Origin of the sequence: Chromobacterium aquaticum (genome assembly GCF_021129195.1) — a bacterium.
Lineage (GTDB): Bacteria > Pseudomonadota > Gammaproteobacteria > Burkholderiales > Chromobacteriaceae > Chromobacterium > Chromobacterium aquaticum.
Genome location: NZ_JAJOHW010000058.1, coordinates 1 through 16,454, shown reverse-complemented (window position 1 = coordinate 16,454; position 16,454 = coordinate 1). Strand labels below are relative to the sequence as shown.

Genomic DNA, 16,454 nt, shown 5'->3' with positions numbered 1-16,454 from the left:
CTCACCCGGCCAGCACCGCGCCCGCGGTGGCCGCCGGATGGCTGACCAGGCCTTGCAGCTCCTGGCGCTTGAGCTTGCCGCTGGGCGTGGTGGCGATGTCGGCCACCAGCTCGATGCGGTCCGGCCGCAACGCCTTGGGCCGCAGTTCGCTTTGGGCGCGCTTCATCAAGTCTTCCACCAGGGCCGCGCCGACGTAGCCGCTGGCGGTGGCCACCACGTAAGCGCGCAGCCGGGTCAGCCCTTCGGCGGTGACCACCGGCAGCGCCGCCGCCTTCAGCACCCGCTTGTCGTCCAGCAGGAAGGCTTCCAGCTCCTGCGGGCTGACCCAATAGCCGGCCACCTTGATGCGTTCGCTGTCGCGCGAGACAAAGCTCAGGCCTTCGCCGGCGCGCACGAACAGATCCCGGGTGGGAAAGCTGGCCGGCGCCGCCTCGATGGCGCCGGCTTCGCCGGGACGCAAATAGCCGAGCATCAGACAGCCGCCGGACAGGTCCAGGGTGAAGGCGTCGGATGGCGCGTCGGCGTCCCCGGCGTGCGGCGTTTCCAGGTAGCGGAAGCCCTCTACGCGGCGCAGGCCGGCACCGCCGTCGGCGGTTTCGGACAGATAGGGCGCGAAGGTTTCGGTGGTGCCGATGGAGTCCAGCATCCGCGAGCCGGTCCAGGCTTCCCAACGCTGGCGGATCGCCGGCGGCAGGCGTTCGCCGGCGGAGAAGGACAGCCGCAGCGCGCTGAAGTCGTAAGCGCGTTCCGCCCGCGCCATCAGCAGGTGGTACAGGGTGGGCACCGCCAGGAAGGCGGTGACGGCCTCGGCCTCGATGGCGTCGAGAAAATCGGCGTGGCGCCCCCATTCCGGCAGCAGCACCGCGCAGGCGCCGACGCTGAGCGGCGCGTGCAGGCCTTGCAGGCCGAAAGAGAAGAACGGCCCGGTGCTGGCCAGCACCTTGTCCTCGGCGCACAGCCCCCACATCGGCCGGGTCACGGTGCGCTCGAACTCCCAGAACGAGCGATGGGAGTGCGCGCATAGCTTGGGCCGGCCGGTGGAGCCGGAGGTGGCGAGCACCAGCGCCGGGCTCAGATCAAAGCTGGCCTCGATGTCCCCCACCGCGTGCGTCGCCGCCGGCGCGCTCTTGCGCGCCGCCAGCGTCGCCAGGTCGGTCATCGCCTCGGCGCGCGGCTGGCGCGCGGTGCGGTCGGCCAGGATCAGGTCAGGGTCGTAGCTTTGCCACAGGCCTTCGTAATGTTCGGCCGGCAAATCCGGGTGCACCATGAAGGCGAGCCGCTGCGAACGCATCGCCGCCAGCCAGTAGATCACCGTTTCCAGCGTCGCCGAACCCACCAGCGCCACGCGCTGGCCCGGGCGGCGGCCGGCGAGCAGGATGTCCAACTCGCGCGCGGCCGTCAGGCTCAAGGCCTGCAATTGGCGATAACTGAGGACGCGGCGGCCCTCGGCGCCGCGTTCGATCAGGGCGACGCAATCGCCGCGCCCGGCGCGCACATGGCGGTCCACCATCAGGTCGACGCAGCCGGGGCTGGAATCTATAGATGCGTTTTGAACCTCAGACATGTCTTGAACCTCACAAATTTGAAAATGCGGGCCGCCGGCGGCGGCTCGCGCTCAGTTTTCCAGCGCCTCGGCCACCGGCTGCGCCAGGCGGCGGTAGTCCAGCGCCGGCACGCCGCTGCGGAACAAGTCGCGCAGCCGGGTCATCGTCGATAGCGGATTGGGGCGCTGGAACACATTGCGGCCCACGCAGATGCCGCCGGTGCCATGGCGGACCACCGCCGCGGCCAGCTCCAGCAGGGCCAGTTCATCGGCCAGCGCGCCGCCGGCGAACAACACCGGGGTGTGCTCCTGGATGCCGTCCACCAATTCCGGGATGGCGTTCAGGTCCTCCGGCGCCGCCACTTTCAACGCGTCCACGCCCAGTTCCACCGCCGCGCGCATGAAGTGGCGCAGATGGCTCAGGTCCTTGCCCGCCAGCGGGCCCTTGTCATACAGCATGTTCAGCACCGGCAGCCCGTAGGCATGGGCCTGATCCACCACCTGGCCGATCAATTGCAGGTTGTGGCCGGCGGTGTCGGCGCAGAAATTGGTCTGGATCGACACCGCGTCCGCGCCCAGGCGCACCGCCGCTTCCACGCTGGTGACCATCTGCTTGAGGTCCGGGGTGGCGCCGATATTGAGCGAGCCGTTCAGGTGAATCATCAGGCCGCAGCCGGGCGCGCCGCCCAGCCGCTGGGCAAAACCCTTGTGGGCGACGATGCCGGTCACCACTTCCGGGTCCAGCCAGCGCAGCACTTCCTCCACCCGATTCAGGCCGTCCAGCGGCCCCATGGTCAGGCCATGGTCGATGGGAACGATCAGCGCCTTGCCGGATTGCCGGTCTACAAAGCGGGACCAGCGACGTTTGCGTGCCATTTCAGTCATTCAAGCCTCCTTGTTGCTGTGTGTGTCCAACGGGGGATCAGCCTTCGCTCAACACCGAACGGATCGGCCGGCGCAGGATTTTTCGGGTGGGAATCGCGCTGGCCAGCGCGGCCAGGATGACCACGCCCGCCAGGGTCAGCGCGTAAACCGGCGCCACCCAGGCCACTTCCACCGGCACCGCGTTGCTGGAGCCGGGCGGGGTCCACATGATCTTGGCCGCGCGCACCGCCCAGGTGACGCCCAGCGCGCAGGCGATGCCGGCCAGCGCCGCGGCCGCGGCCAGCCAGCTGTTTTCCAGCGCGGTGAGCGTCATCACAAAGCGGCGGGTGAAGCCCAGGCTGCGCAGGGTGGCGAATTCGCGCGCTCGCTGGGCGAAGTTCATGTAACTGGCGTTGAGCAGGCTGGTGAAGCCGACGATGCCGGCGACGATGGCGATGAAGTTGAGGAAGCCGCCCAGCACCGCCTTGACCTGCTGATAGAAGGCCGCGCGGTCGGACCAGCGGAACACGGTGACGTCGAGACCGGCGGTCTTGAGCTTGGCGGACAGCCGGTCGCGCGCGGCGTCCAGGTCCGCGCCGTCGGCCAGCAGCACGTGGTATTCGCTGATTTCGCGGGTGTTGAGCAGGGCCTGGGCCTCGGCCATCGGCATCACCACCAGGCGGTCGTTGATTTCCTTGATGCCCCAATCCATGATGCCAGTCGGCAGCGCCTGGGTGGCGTTGATGCGCGCGGTGCCACGGGTGGACACGGTCAGTTCCAGCGGACCGGGCGGGCAGCGCATCGGCCGCGAGGCCGGGGTCTGGCCCGGCTGCGCCGGAGCAAAGCCGACCTTGGGCACTTCGCAGCCCAGAATGGCGGCCAGGCCCTGGCCCAACACCAGCGGATGGGCGCGGGTTTCCTGCCACAGCGGCGTGCCGGCCACCACGTCGTACTCATAGGCCGGGCCCTTGATGCGGCGCACTTCCTGCACGTCCTGGCCGATGCCGGCGAAGATGGTGCTGACGCGGGCGTTGGACACCATGCCGGAAACGCGCAGGATGCGGGCGCGGGCGGCCACGTCCGGATCGGCGGCCAGCACTTTGTCGATGCCGGCTTGCATCGCGGCGCCGATCGGGTTCTGGCCTGCGCCTTCCACCTCGCGCGCCAGCTGCGAGGCCGGTCGCTCTATCACCAGGTGACCACGCGCGCCCCAGCGCATGAAGGCGTTCTGGATCAGCTCCACATTGGACTGCATATAGCCGGCCAGCAGGCACAGCGCCAGGATGGACACCGCCATCACCACCAGGGTGCCAACGGATTTGCGTCCCTGCCGCCGCACATTGCGCAGCGACATGCTCAATAACAATTTGGCGTTCATCTCGCGGCCTCTCTCACATGGTCATCAGCGTATCCAGCGCGAACAGGCTGTCCGGCGGATTGCTGGGCGCCACCTGGCCGTATTGCAGGCGGCTGTAGCGGTCCGGGAAGTTGGCGTTGACGATCTTCATGCTGGACACGAAGGGCTGCTCGCGGCCGTTGACCCTGACCTTGTTGCCGTACTCGAAGGAGGCGCTCTTGAACACCGCGCCGCCAGCGGTCAGAAAATCCGCCTTCACGCCCATCAGGCTGCGCTTGTCCAGGTAGTAGACGATGCTTTCGTAGGTGGCGCCCGGCGTGGCGGCGACGAGCTTGAGCTTGTGGCAGTCCACGCCGTTGACCTGGGCGCTGCCGACATAGGCCGGGGTGTAGTCGCGGGCGTACTGGGTGGCGGCGATGTCGCCGTTGGCGGCCTCGCCCACCAGCCGCTGCTGCGGGCTGATGCTGACCGGCTTGCGCAAGCCGGGCTTGGCGTACCACATCGCCCGCGAGGCGATCAGGATCTTCTCGCCCTGGTAGCGCTTGGGTTCCACCGTGCGCGCCAGCGCCTTGCCGTCGCGCACCGCGATGTCATAGGTGGTGGTGGTGGCGCCGGCCGGGTCTTCGGTGTGTATGCTCAGCGACCATTTGTAGGCGCCCCAGCCGCCACGGGCCAGATCGGCCTTGCGCAGCCAATCGCGCATGGTCGCCTCGCTGGGCGCGTCTTCGGCGTGAGCCAGGCTGACGGTGAGCATGGTGGCCAGCATCAGGCAGGAGGTGGTGGCCAGCAGCCGGGTCAGCGGCACCGATTTGCCCTTGGCCCGCACTTCGCCGCCTATGCGTTTGCGCGCGGTGATGGCCGCGCCCAGCGCGATGCCCAGCGCCGCCACGGCGCTGGCGGCGAGCGCCCAGCCCAGCGGCAGGTCCAGCGCCAGCTTCACCGGTTCGGCGATGCGCGGCAGCTGGGTTTGCAGATTGGCGGAGAGGATGGCGTAAATGGTCATATAGGCGAGTCCCAGGGCCACGCAGGCCGCTATCAGTGTGGTCAGCACGCTTTCCCGCACGAACAGGCCGGCGATCTTGCCGCGGCTGAAGCCCATGGCGCGCAGCATGCCGATTTCGCGGGTGCGGTCGGCCACGTTCATGGCCACCGTGTGCTGGATGGTGGTGAGGGCGATCACGAACACCACGGTGCCGGTGAAGGCGAACACCATGTTGAAGAAGCCCATGAAGCTGACGTAGAGCTGGCCGATCTGCGGGTGATTCCAGGTGGTCACCTCGTAGCGGCCCGGCGCCAGGCTCTCCAGCCGCGCCGCCAACGCATCGCGATAGGCGGCGGCGTTGCCGCGGTCGTCCAGCTGCACCACCACGCGCGATACCGCGTCGGTGTCGTACAGCGATTGCAGCAGGCTGAGCGGCGCTTTCAGGCCCTTGTCCTCGATCGCCTCGATGCCGGTGGAGAATTCGCCGCTCAGCGGCGCTTCCACCGCGTTGAGGCGGTTGGAATAGGAGGCGCCGAACAGTTGCAAGTCGCCGCCCTTGGCCGGCGCGCCCAGCAAGTCCTGCAGCTGGCGGGTCAGCAACAGGCCGTCGCGGCCCAGCGCCGACGGCGGCGCGGCCAGCGGGCTGGCCGCCTGCAGCGCGGCCTCGAAGGCCGGATCGATGCCGCGGCCGAGGAAGACCGCGTTCTCGCCGCCGGCGTTGACCATGCCGACGCCGACCAATTGGTCCGACACGCGGCGGAAGTGCGCCAGCTCCTGCGCCTGCTTATGCAGCATCCGCTGCTCGGCGCGGTCCAGCGAGTACTGCGCCGGCGTCGCGGCCAGTTGCTCCGGCCCGTCCTTGCGGTAGATCTGCACATGCGCATTGGCGTCGCGATAGATCACCACCGAGGCCAGCGAGCCTTCGACGAAGCGGATGTAGCCGAGAAACAGCAGCACGGCCAGCAGGCCGACGCCCACCGCCACCACCGTGGCCAGCGTGCGGCGCCGGTCGCGGTACAGATTGCGAAATGCCATTCCCCACATCACATCACCTCGTAACGGTCGGTTTGCGGAACAAGGCCGTCGCGCGGCGCGGCCGCTTGCTGCTCTCGGGTCACCGACAGCTTGCCGTCGCGCAGTTCCACGATGCGGCGGACGTGCTGCAGCAGCCGGTCGTCATGGGTGGAGAACACGAAGGTCACGCCCTGCTCGGCGTTCAATTGCTTCATCAACTCCACCAGCGCGATGGCGTTGGCGGTGTCCAGGCTGGCGGTGGGTTCGTCCGCCAGGATCAGCTGCGGGCGCGTCACCAGCGCGCGCGCCACCGCCACCCGCTGACGCTGGCCGCCGGAAAGCTGGTCCGGGCGGAAGCTGGCGAAGCGCTCCAGGCCCACCGCGCGCAGCGCCTCGGCGACGCGCTGGCGCGCTTCCTGCCGCGACAACGCGTGCAGATGCAGCGGCAGCGCCACGTTTTCTTCCGCGGTCAGCACCGGGATCAGGTTGAAGTTCTGGAAAATCATGCCGAAGGTGCGGCTGCGCAGTTGGTCCAGCGCCGGCTCGCCCAGGGCGTTGACCGCCTTGCCCATCACCCTCACCTCCCCATCCGAGGGCGAGTCCAGGCAGCCGATCAGGTTGAGCATGGTGGTCTTGCCGCTGCCGCTGGGGCCGGTGATGGCGACGAAGTCGCCGGGCTGGACATGGAAGTCGACGCCATCGAGCGCCACCACCTCGACATCGCCAAGCTGGTAGCGCTTGGTGACCGATGCAAATTCAACTAGGTACACGGCAATCCTCCGATAAGGTCTTGATCAGGTTTAGAAATGGATTTCCAGCGCCAGGTAGGCGTTGCGCGGCAACGCCCTGGTCTGCTTCAAATCGTCCGTCACCCGGCTGCGGGACACGCCCAGGTAAACGGTGGCGGCGTCGCCGGGGCTGAAGGACAGTTCGACGAAGGCGTCGGAACTGGGCCGGTCCAGCCCCTGTTGCCAGCGCGCGGTCAGCCCCCAGCGCCGATCGCCGAACAGCTTGGGCCAGGTGGTTTGCAGCAGCGCGTAACGCTGCTGCGCGAACGGATGCAGCGGCCGGTTGTGCGAGGGCTTGCTGCCGCTGGACGGCGCGGCGGCCCGCAGCGGATTGGCCCACTCCTCCGGCGTCATCGCGTAGCCGTTGTAAATCAGCTCCAGGCCGATCTCGGCGCCGGAGGCCAGGCCGTAGCGCAGGCCCAGCGTGCCGTCCCAGCGCCAGCGCGCGTCGTCCTGGGCCAGCCACGGCCCGGTCGCGTCGCGGCGCGCGTAACCGCGCGAGGCGGCGAACTCGCCGCTCAGGGTCCAGGCATCGTCCAGGCCGTACTGCGCATAGCCGCCGACATACGGCTGGAAGCCGCCGCCGCCGGCGAGCACCGCGCCCGCGGTGGCCGCCGGCTGATCGGTCCAGTTCCATTCGCCGCGCGCCAGCATGAACAGGCCGTCGCTGGCGCGAACGCCCGGCACCGGGTCCAGATTGGGATTGGCCGCCAACAGATTGAGCCGGCCGCGCTCGGATAGCGGCAGGCTGGCGAAGGCCATCGGCTTGCCGGCGATTTCACGCCGCGGCGTCACCGCGCCGTTGTCCGGAAACAACCGGTTGGTGGGGCTGTACAGCATCGACGGCCCCCAGCCCATCAGCCGCTTGCCGGCGCCGATCTCGCCACGACCCACCGGCACGATGGCGTAGCCCTCCATCAGCGGTTCCGGCAACTGCGACGGCAGCGCGTCCGGCTTGGATTCATCGCCCAGCCAGAAGCGCGGCTTCAGCACCGCGCGGCTGCCGTCGCAGGCGCCGCCCTCGCATTTCAGGCGCAAGTCCAGCCTCAGCTCGGCGCCGCCGCGCCGGCTGGTCCCGCCGCCCAGCGCCGGATACAGCCGGCCGCTCTCGTGGATCAGCTGCAACAGCGCGTCATGCTCCAGCCGCAGGCCGCCGGCCGCCTCGACGGCGTCGTCGGCCCGGCTCGCGCCGGCGCTCAGCGCCAGCAGCGCGCCGCTCAGGACGGCCGCAATTCGGTAACGGGAACGGCTGCGCATGCATGACTCGCGGTAGCGGTGGCGGAAGCCTGCAGTTGCGCGTTGTAGCGCTCGCGCAGACGGCGTTTCAGGGTTTTGCCGGTGGCGCCGATGGGGAAGTCCTCCCACGGCAGGATCCACAGATGGGCCAGTTGCTGCTCCGGCTCCAGCTGGCGGTTCAGCTCCCGCAGCAGGGCGTCCGCCGCCACCGGCGCGGCGCCCTCGCACAGGGCCACCACCGCCGCCGGCCGTTCCGGCGTGTCCGGCTCCGGCCGCACGCCGAACACCGAGACGTCCAGCACGCCGTCGCGCTTGAGCAGCACCTCTTCCAGCGGCAGGGTGTACACCGCCCCGCTCGAGGTGTGGATCACGTCCACCTCGCGGTCCAGGTGGATCATTTCGCCGTCGGCGGCCTCGCGCACCACGTCGCCGGTGAACCACCAGCCATCGCGGGAAGCCGCGTACAGCACGTCATGCGCGTTCCAGTAGCCGCCGAACATGCTCTTGCCCTTGATCATCAGCAAGCCGGGACGGCCCTTGACCACCGGATGGCCCTGGCTGTCCGCCACCTTGATCAGCGGTCCGAGCGGAGTCTTGCGCCCGACGCGGCGGTCGAAACGACGGGTCCACGGCGTGGCGATGCGCAGCAAGGCGGCGATGCCCACCTCGCTGGAGCCCAGGCCGTCGATGAACAGCGAGCCGCTGACCGGCAGGCCCAGGCGCCGGAAGAAGGAGCCCTTGGGCAGGAAGGCGCGCTGCTGCACTTCGTGGCTGGCGTCGGCGGTGGTGCCCCAGACCCGCACGCTGTCCAGCGGCCGCGCCGCCGCGCCGGCGGCCAGCAGCCGGGTATAGGTGATGGGGAAGCCGAAGAACACCGTGGGACGGCGCTGCTCCAACTGGCGCAGCAGGCCCGGCGCGCTCAAATCGCCGTTGATGATGCAGCGCACCCCCATCAGCAGCGAGCCGTGCAGATAAAGCTGGGACACCTGATGGTTGAGCGGCAGCGCGAAGCTGGCCAGGTCGCGCGGCGACACCAGGTTGAACAGCACGATGGAGCGCAGCGACTGAGCCACGCCCTCGCTCTTGAGAATCACGCCCTTGGGCACGCCGGTGGTGCCGGAGGTATGCACGATGTAGAGCGGATCGGCCGGGCCGCGCTCCAGCCGCGGCGCCGCGCGCAGATCCTGGCGCAGCAGCGCCGTCAGTCCATGGGTGCGCTCGCCGGCCAGCAAGGCCGGGCTGTCCGCCAGCACTATCTGGCGCAGACAGTCCGGCGCGAACGGCCGCAGCCGCGCCCAACTGACGCCATCGCTCAGCAGCAGGCTGGCGCCGACGCGCTCGAAATAGCGGCCGGCGACATCCGGCGCCACATTGGCGTTCATCGGCACCGCGATCGCGCCCAGGCGGATGGCGGCGGCGGAGAACAGGAAGTAATCGAAATCGTTGGCCTTGTAGATGGCCACCCGGTCGCCCGGCGCCACGCCCAGGCTGTGCCAGCAAGCGGCCAGCGCATTGACGACCTCCAGCAGTTGGCCGGCGTTCCAGATGCGGCGTTCATGCCAGCTCAACGGCTGCGCCAGTTCGATCAGCTCGCGCGCGCCGTGGCGGCGCGCGGCGGCCTCCAGCACGGTGTCGATGCGATCGTCCCAGCGCGCCAGCAGCGCCAGCCGGCCGGGAAAGCCCAGATGGATGAAGGCGAAGATCAGATAGCCGAGCGCGGCGAGCGCGATGGCGGCGAATAAATAGCTCATGGCGGCGTCCGTCCTGGTTCAGGGGGTCTCGAGTTCGTCCAGCAAACGCTGCAGCTCGCTCAGCAAGGGGCCGACGAACTGCTGGCGAACGGCGCTGAAGGCGGCGCGGCGATACACCACGTCCAGCTGCATCCGGCCGTTGACGGTGGGGGTGTAAAGAATGAAGTCGTACGGCGGCACCAGGCAGCCGAAACCGATGAATTGCCGGGTGCGGTGCCGCTCCGAACCGAAACTGGAGAAGTCCTCCTCGATGCGGCCCGGATTGGAATAGCAGGCGTTGGTGCCCTGGCAGCCGTCGATCAGCGCGCGGGCGACGCCGTGCAGCGGCCTGCGGCGCAGCGCCAGCAACAGCGATTCCAGCCGGCCCAGCTCGGTGCTCAGTTGCCGGTCGCTGCGCGCCGCGCCTATGGCCTGGTGCACCGAGCGGATCAGTCCGCGCGCGCCCAGTCCCAGGCGGACGCGGATCTTGCTCGGCACCAGGTAGTTGCGGAAGCTGCGGTCGTAGCGCGGGTCTATCAGCCGGCGCAGGCTGACCGCGCACGTGATGCGCAACATGCCGTCGCCGCGTTCGCTGGCTCGCTCCAGGTGCCGCGCCAGCCCCGCGCACAGCAGGGTATTGACGGTGACGCCGGTGGCGCGCGCCACGCGGATCAGTCGCTCGGCCAGGGCCTCCGGCAGCACGCTGTGGAAAAAATCCAGCTCGCCGATGCGCGGATGAGCGGAGCGCCCTTCCCAGCGCGAGCCGCTCAGCGGCACGCGCAGGCCGATGTCGCGCTGCACCAGGTCGGCCGCCACGCTGCGGAAACCGCGCAGCCAGCGCAGGGTCCGCGTCAGCGGCCGATACCAGTCCGGCCGGATTTCGGCCAGGGTGTCGAAGGGCAGCGGCTCCGACGACGGCGGCGTGGCCGCCGCGCCGCTCAGATGGGCGTAATGGTCGATGATCAGACGGAACAGCAAGCTGTCGCTGCGCGCGTCCGCCACGCCGTGATGGGTGCACAGATAGACGCAGCTGCTGGCGCCGTCGGCGGCGGTGATCAGCAATAGCTGCACCGGAGCGCGCTCGCGCCAGTCCAGCCGATTATCGTGGCTGAAGTCCATCAGCAGACGGCGAAACTCGGTATCGCCGAAATCGCAGGCGCCGGCGTGTTCGCGATGGCGCACCAGGCTGCGCGCGCCGCTGAAGGCGTCGGACTGAAGGCCGGGGCGGCCCGGCAGCGGCCGGGCGCGCAGCAGCGGCACTCCGGCCAGCGCCAGGCGCGCGCTTTGCTCCAGCATGGCGGCGTCCAGCCGGCCATCGACGATGATGATCTGGTTGGTGTTGACGTTGGCCAGTTCGCCCAGGTGGACGAACGCTTCCGACAAGGCGTCGAGCGGCCGGACCTCCGCGACGTTCGAGCGGACGGGCAGCGTGGCGGTCTGAGAGGTCACGGCAGCCTCCTCAGTTGGCTTCGGCCGCGACGGCCTGCTCGGCCGCCGCGTCGTCGGCATACCAGGCGCACAGCATGCGCAGCTCGTCCAGCGACAAGGGCGCCGGCGTTTGCGCGCGGTTGGCGGCGACATCCAGCCGGCTGCGGTCGAACTGCCATTCCTGGTTGGCGAACGGACGGTTGGGCTCTACCGCGCGGTCGAATTTCTGGTCCAGCGCCGAAGCCGGCGCGCCCAGCGCGGCGCGCACGCCGGCCACTTCGCCCCACATCCTCACGATGTCCTCCATGCGCTCGGAACGGCCGCCGGCGCAATGGAACACTTCAAAGTCGCGGCCTTGCTGCTGACGCAGCGTCAGCGCGCAGGCATCCGCCACCAGTTGGTCGATGGAGACCAGGTCCGGACGGCTGTCGGCGGCCAGATCCACCGCCAATTCCTTGTGGCCCGCCTGAGCGATGGCCACCATGGCGTTGAGGAACATATAGAAGCCGAAACCGTTGCGGAAGGCCCAGCCGGTGTGGCGATGGCCGACCACCACGCTGGGGCGGAACAGGGTCACCGGCAGGCCGTGGCGCTGGTACAGCAGATGCAGCGCCTGCTCCGCGCTCCACTTGGTCACCTGGTAGGTGTTGGCCATGTGGCTGCGCGCATGCAGCTCTTCCTTGACCAGGCCGCCGGCCATGCCGGCCACGTAGGCGGTGGATACATAGTAGAAGCGCCGACAGGCCGGCGCGTGGCGCTGCACCGCCTCGTACAGCCGAGTGCTGTTGCCGACGTTGGTGGCGAAGGACTGCGACAGCTTGTGGGACGAGTAGCTCATCTCCGCCGCCACATGCCACACCTCGGTGACGCCGGCCAGCGCGGCGCCGTCCAGCGTTTCTTCCAGCTGGGCGAAATCGACGTTGAGCACGTCCAGATGGCTTTCCAGCGCGCCACGGATGTCCAGGCCGCAGCCCTTGGCCGCTGCCACCACCGCGTTGATGGTGCGCATGCCGTCGGGGTCGTTGCGCGACAGGGCCAGCACGCGGGCGCCGCGCGCCAGGAAATTGGCCGCCAGGGCGCCGCCGACAAAGCCGGTGGCGCCGGAAATCAGGATCTGATGCACTTGATGCTCCTCATTGCGCGATGAGCCGTCGAAGCGCCCCCGCGGGGGCGCTTCCGCGGCGGATCAGAGTTCGATGATGTGTTCGTCCACCTTCACGCCCACGTGGCGGCCCGGCTCGGTGCCGAAGCCCAGCACGCGATCGCCCGGCTTCAGCTCGGTGACGTTGCGCGGCTTGGCCTCGTCGGAGAACACGCGCACGTGCCAGTCGTCCTGCATGATGATGTTGACCTTGCGGTTTTGCGGGAAAGTGGCCTCGATCAGCAGCAGCGGGCGGATTTCGGTCTTGGTGCGGCCGACGAAGATCTGGCGGGTTTCGCCGCGGGCGTTCACCGTGGTCAGCGTGCTGCCGGCGCGCAGCTCGCTGATATAGCTGGTGCGGTCATTGGCCTGGAACACATAGCTGTGCACCGAGGCGGCATTGATGCGGAACGGACGCAGTTCCATGTAAGGCAGGTGGAAGACTTCGGGACAGCACAGGATGCCGCCGGTGGAAGTGGAGCCCACCAGAATGCCTTCGTCCGGGTTGAACATATGCGTGGTGTCGATGCAGGCGCGGTAGCCCAGGCCCAGGTGAGTGATGCGCTCGATCACGCCAACCTGGATATCGATGCGCGGCGTGGCCTGCGCATCCATCTTGTGGGCGAAGCGGTCGAACTGCTCCATGTCGGTAAAGGCCACCAGCACGCCGTCGCTGCCCAGTTCCAGCACGCCCAGCGCGATCACCGCGTCGTCCACGTCCTGGTTCACTTCCTTGAGCAGCACGGTATTGGTCTTGTGCAGCTCGGCGATCACCAGTTCCAGTGGGATATTGGTGGGATCCTTGAAGGACACCATCAGGAAATCGTAGTGCATGCCGTCGTGGAAGGAGGCGTGCAAGGACGCCGCGTTATCGACGTGGGCGCGCCAGCTGGTGCGGAAGCCGGCGGCGCGGGCGGCGGCCAGCAAAGAGGGCTGGCTGCTGGAAATCACCGACACCTGGATCAGTTCCTTGCCGGCGGTCGGCGCGATCTGCGTCGACAACTCGGCCCACTGCTCGGCCGATTCGATGTGCAGCACGCGCTGCAGCCGCGGCGACACCGCCTGGCTCAGCATTTTCAGGTTATCGGCGTAGAGCACGATGCCGTTGTAACGGCCCTGGCCCAAACGCTGGATGATGGCGCGGCGGCCCTCTTCGCTCAGCGCCGCCAGCACCTTGGAGTCGTACCACAGCACGTTGCCATCGTTGCTGCGCATCTCGGTGGTGAACGGGGACAGCGCGGCGTTGCTCGGCGGCACCGGTTCGCGTGGCGTCGTGGGATTGCGTTGCTCCGCCTGCTTGTCGTTGGCCGCGGTCTTGTCGGCCGCTGCGGTTTTTTCCGCGCTCGCGGACGGACGTTTGCTCAAGGTTTGTTCCATGGTGGTTCCAGGTGGTTTAGCAACAGCGGTTGCGAGAAAAAGAGACAAACAAGGCCCGGTTCACTGCCAGGCCCGGATGACGACGGGCGGCGCCGACGGCATCGAAAACACGGACGGGGCCACCGCGCGGCGGTTGGCCGCGGTCAGCGGCACCGACAACACCAGCGCCTCGTCCACGCCAAAACGGGTTGGCGCCGACAGGGCCTGCGCCCGGATGTCGAGCTGGGCGAGCAAGCGCTGCACCGTCGGGGTGGTGACCATCACATAACGGTGGATCTCGCGTTCCCTAGCGAAACCGACCAGTTGATGCAGCGCGGCGCGGATATGCTCCAGCCGCTGCGCGTGGTAACGACAGGAGCCATCCAGGTTCAGCGCGAAACGGGAGATTTCCCAGGCGTGGGCGTCGGCCGGAATCGGCTGGCCGGCCAGCAGCGACGGAAACACGTCGCGCAGCATGTTCGGTCCCAGCGTCGGCAGCAGCCGCATACAGCCCTGCACGCCGCCATCGCGGCTTTTCATCAGCAGATAGTGCGGATCGAGCTCGTCGTAGCCGTCCCGCTCCATGCCGTTTTCCACTCGCACATCCCAACCCATGCGTTCGTGGAAAAACCGGGCGCGCAGCCGCAGCATGTTTTCAAGGTCGGCCACCGGCAGCAGCTCACGCCGGACAATCTGCACATTCAAAGCGGAACCATTCATTCGACACATCGCCTTCCACATCGCAGGACAGGCCACGCCGGACTTCACGCCGCGGGCGCCGACCTGGGTTCATAAAAAATTCATGTTTGCTTTCATGAACTTGCGGGTCGAATCGAACAGCAAACCGGGCTGTCCGACCTGGCTTGCATCGTAGGGAGCGGCAGGAGCGGGCGTAAGCTAGCAGAACTGTTAGGTGGGCCAGGGGCGAGCGGCGCGGCGACGGCTAGCGCCGATGGCTGCGCGGAAAAGACAAAAGGCCCGCGTGGCGGGCCTTTGACGCCGATTTCACGGCGGAGAAGCGCTGATGGAGCGACGAGAAATACGCGGCTGCCGCGCCAGCGAGGCCATCAGGATGGCTCAGCCGGAAACGGCGATAACTGACCCATAGGACAGTGTTTCAAACGGGTCGCTTCAGGAACTTTCCCGTTCCCATGGCGGCGGCTCGCCGCCCAGCCGCCTGTCGATGAACTCCAGGAAGGCCCGCACCTTGGCCGGCACATGCTTGCGCTCGGGGAACACCGCGTACACCGCGTGCAGCGGCAAGGGATAGCGCTCCAGCAAGGGCAATAGCCGGCCGGCGGCCAGGTCCGGCCCGACGATGAAGGTGGGCATCTGGGCGATGCCCGCGCCGGCCAACAGCGCGTCGCGCAGCGCCTCGCTGTTGTTGACCTGATAATTGCCGCGCGGCGGCACGCCCACCGGGCCGTCCGGGCCTAGCAGCGTCCATTCCGCGCCGCCGCGGTAATAGGCGTAGCGCAGGCAATTGTGCTCGGCCAGCTTCGCCGGCGTTTCCGGCCGCCCATGGCGGGCGAGGTAGGCCGGCGCCGCGCAGATCACGCTGCGGCAGGAAGCGATGCGACGCGCGATCAGGCTGGATTCCGGCAGGTGGCCGATGCGGATCGCCAGATCGAAGCCGCCTTCCACCAGGTCCACCATTCTGTCGTCCATCTGCATGTCCAGCTGCACGCCGGGATGCGCGGCCAGGAATTCCGGCGCCAGCGGCGACAGATGCAGCCGGCCGAACACCATGGGCACGCTGATGCGCAGCAGGCCCCGCGGCTGGCTCTGCAAGCGGGCGATGGCGTCCTCGCCCTCGCGCGCCAGGCTCAAGGCGCGGCGCGCATAGCCGTGGTACAGCGTGCCGGCCTCGGTCAGATGCAGACGCCGGGTGGTGCGCTGCAATAGCCGCACGCCCAACCGCGCCTCCAGTTGCAGGATGCGCTTGCTGACCGCGGACTTGCTCAAGCCCAGCTTGCGGCCGGCGGCGGCGAAGCTGCCGCACTCGATCACCGCGACGAACAAGGGCAGCGCGGCAAAACGCTCGCCTTCTCCGATATTGTCCACTTTGACTCCACTATCCGTTTCCACTAACCCGGATTATCGCGCATCACGCCACGATATACAGTGTCCGCCACACCTTGACGCGAGATAACAACCATGGACACAAAACGGCTGGACAGCCCGCTGGCGCTCGCCGCCGGCGCGATGCTGGCCTGGATGATTCACTGCAACAGCCAGCTGGCCGCGCACAGCGGCCCGCTGCAAGCCTCTTGGCTGGCGCATGGCCTGGGCGCGCTGACGGCGTTGGCCTTATGGCGCGCCACCTCCAGCCGCGAACGCCCCGCCGCCACCAGCCGGCCGCCGCGCTGGGCCTATCTGGGCGGCCTGCCCGGCGCGTTGACGGTGGCGCTGGCGGCCATCGCGGTCAACAGCCCGCTGGCGCTGGCCGGCACCCTGGCGCTGGCCATCGCCGGCCAGTTGCTGTTCGGCCTGCTGTGCGAACGCTTCGGCCTGCTCGCCGCCCGGCGCGCGCTGACCATCCACGACGCGCTGGCCGCGCTCTTGGTGCTCGGCGGCTGCGCGGTGCTGATCTTCGCCGTTCAGGAGCCGATATGAGCATTTACATCCTGCTGGCGCTGCTCAACGGCGTCTGCATCGGCGCCAGCCGCGCCATCAACGGCCGCCTGGCCCAGCAAGACGGCGCCTTCGCCGCGTCCTGGTGGAATCATCTGGTGGGCTTCCTGCTGCTGAGCGCGCTGCTGCCGATGCTATCCAGCAGTGCCGGCAGCGGCCTGGCCGACGCGCCGGTCGGCGCTTATCTGGGCGGCGTGCTGGGCGCGCTGTTCGTCGCGGTCAACAGCCATGTGCTGACGCGGCTGGGCATGATGAAAACCACGCTGCTGGTGATCGCCGGGCAGATGCTGACCGGCATCCTGCTGGATCGCCTCGCCGGCATCGAACGTCCGGCGCTGGCCCAGTTGCTGGGCGCGGCGCTGATCCTGGCCGGGCTGTGGC

General features: G+C 68.5%; 14 protein-coding genes. 2 read left to right on the top strand and 12 right to left on the bottom strand.

Annotation, left to right across the window (positions count from 1 at the left end; genetic code table 11):
- Position 1: 1 nt before the first annotated feature.
- The 12 genes from LQT98_RS09470 to LQT98_RS09415 all read right to left on the bottom strand — a co-directional run bounded on the left by LQT98_RS09470 (position 2) and on the right by LQT98_RS09415 (position 15,503).
- Complete coding sequence (locus tag LQT98_RS09470) at positions 2–1,564, bottom strand: class I adenylate-forming enzyme family protein (RefSeq protein WP_197081537.1); 1,563 nt, start codon at positions 1,562–1,564, stop codon at positions 2–4.
- A 51-nt stretch (positions 1,565–1,615) separates the two neighbouring features.
- A complete protein-coding gene (locus tag LQT98_RS09465; RefSeq protein WP_048411324.1) occupies positions 1,616–2,428 on the bottom strand; it encodes a class I fructose-bisphosphate aldolase in 813 nt (270 codons plus the stop codon).
- A 37-nt stretch (positions 2,429–2,465) separates the two neighbouring features.
- On the bottom strand, positions 2,466–3,785 hold the full coding sequence (locus LQT98_RS09460) for an ABC transporter permease (protein ID WP_231462116.1): 1,320 nt from the start codon (positions 3,783–3,785) through the stop codon (positions 2,466–2,468).
- 13 nt (positions 3,786–3,798) lie between these two features.
- Positions 3,799–5,781 (bottom strand): outer membrane lipoprotein-sorting protein, encoded by a 1,983-nt coding sequence (locus LQT98_RS09455; RefSeq protein WP_231462114.1) that lies wholly within the window; start codon positions 5,779–5,781, stop codon positions 3,799–3,801.
- Positions 5,782–5,789: 8 nt separating this feature from the next.
- Complete coding sequence (locus LQT98_RS09450; protein WP_053074524.1) at positions 5,790–6,530, bottom strand: ABC transporter ATP-binding protein; 741 nt, start codon at positions 6,528–6,530, stop codon at positions 5,790–5,792.
- 30 nt (positions 6,531–6,560) lie between these two features.
- Positions 6,561–7,805, bottom strand: coding sequence for a hypothetical protein (locus tag LQT98_RS09445; protein WP_231462112.1), 1,245 nt, complete (start codon positions 7,803–7,805; stop codon positions 6,561–6,563).
- On the bottom strand, positions 7,766–9,535 hold the full coding sequence (locus LQT98_RS09440) for a class I adenylate-forming enzyme family protein (protein ID WP_231462110.1): 1,770 nt from the start codon (positions 9,533–9,535) through the stop codon (positions 7,766–7,768). Before LQT98_RS09440 ends, LQT98_RS09445 begins: the two co-directional genes overlap by 40 nt.
- An 18-nt stretch (positions 9,536–9,553) precedes the next feature.
- Entirely contained in the window at positions 9,554–10,963 is a 1,410-nt protein-coding gene (locus tag LQT98_RS09435; RefSeq protein WP_048411319.1) for a hypothetical protein, read from the bottom strand.
- Between the two features lie 10 nt (positions 10,964–10,973).
- Positions 10,974–12,065 carry an SDR family oxidoreductase gene (locus LQT98_RS09430; RefSeq protein ID WP_231462108.1) on the bottom strand — a complete coding sequence of 364 codons (1,092 nt, stop codon included), beginning with the start codon at positions 12,063–12,065 and terminating at the stop codon, positions 10,974–10,976.
- Between the two features lie 63 nt (positions 12,066–12,128).
- Positions 12,129–13,460 carry a 3-dehydroquinate synthase II gene (locus LQT98_RS09425; RefSeq protein WP_197081536.1) on the bottom strand — a complete coding sequence of 444 codons (1,332 nt, stop codon included), beginning with the start codon at positions 13,458–13,460 and terminating at the stop codon, positions 12,129–12,131.
- Between the two features lie 60 nt (positions 13,461–13,520).
- Entirely contained in the window at positions 13,521–14,159 is a 639-nt protein-coding gene (locus tag LQT98_RS09420; protein WP_053074521.1) for an acyl-homoserine-lactone synthase, read from the bottom strand.
- 411 nt (positions 14,160–14,570) lie between these two features.
- Positions 14,571–15,503, bottom strand: coding sequence for a LysR family transcriptional regulator (locus LQT98_RS09415; RefSeq protein WP_231462106.1), 933 nt, complete (start codon positions 15,501–15,503; stop codon positions 14,571–14,573).
- 93 nt (positions 15,504–15,596) lie between these two features.
- On the opposite strand from LQT98_RS09415, the gene LQT98_RS09410 reads away from it, so the two are divergent.
- Both LQT98_RS09410 and LQT98_RS09405 read left to right on the top strand, forming a co-directional pair.
- The gene (locus LQT98_RS09410; protein ID WP_231462105.1) at positions 15,597–16,055 is read left to right on the top strand and encodes a DMT family transporter; all 459 of its coding nucleotides are present in this window, start codon (positions 15,597–15,599) and stop codon (positions 16,053–16,055) included.
- The coding region (locus LQT98_RS09405) for a DMT family transporter (protein WP_231462103.1) at positions 16,052–16,454 on the top strand (403 nt) is incomplete at its 3' end. The genes LQT98_RS09410 and LQT98_RS09405, both read left to right, overlap by 4 nt.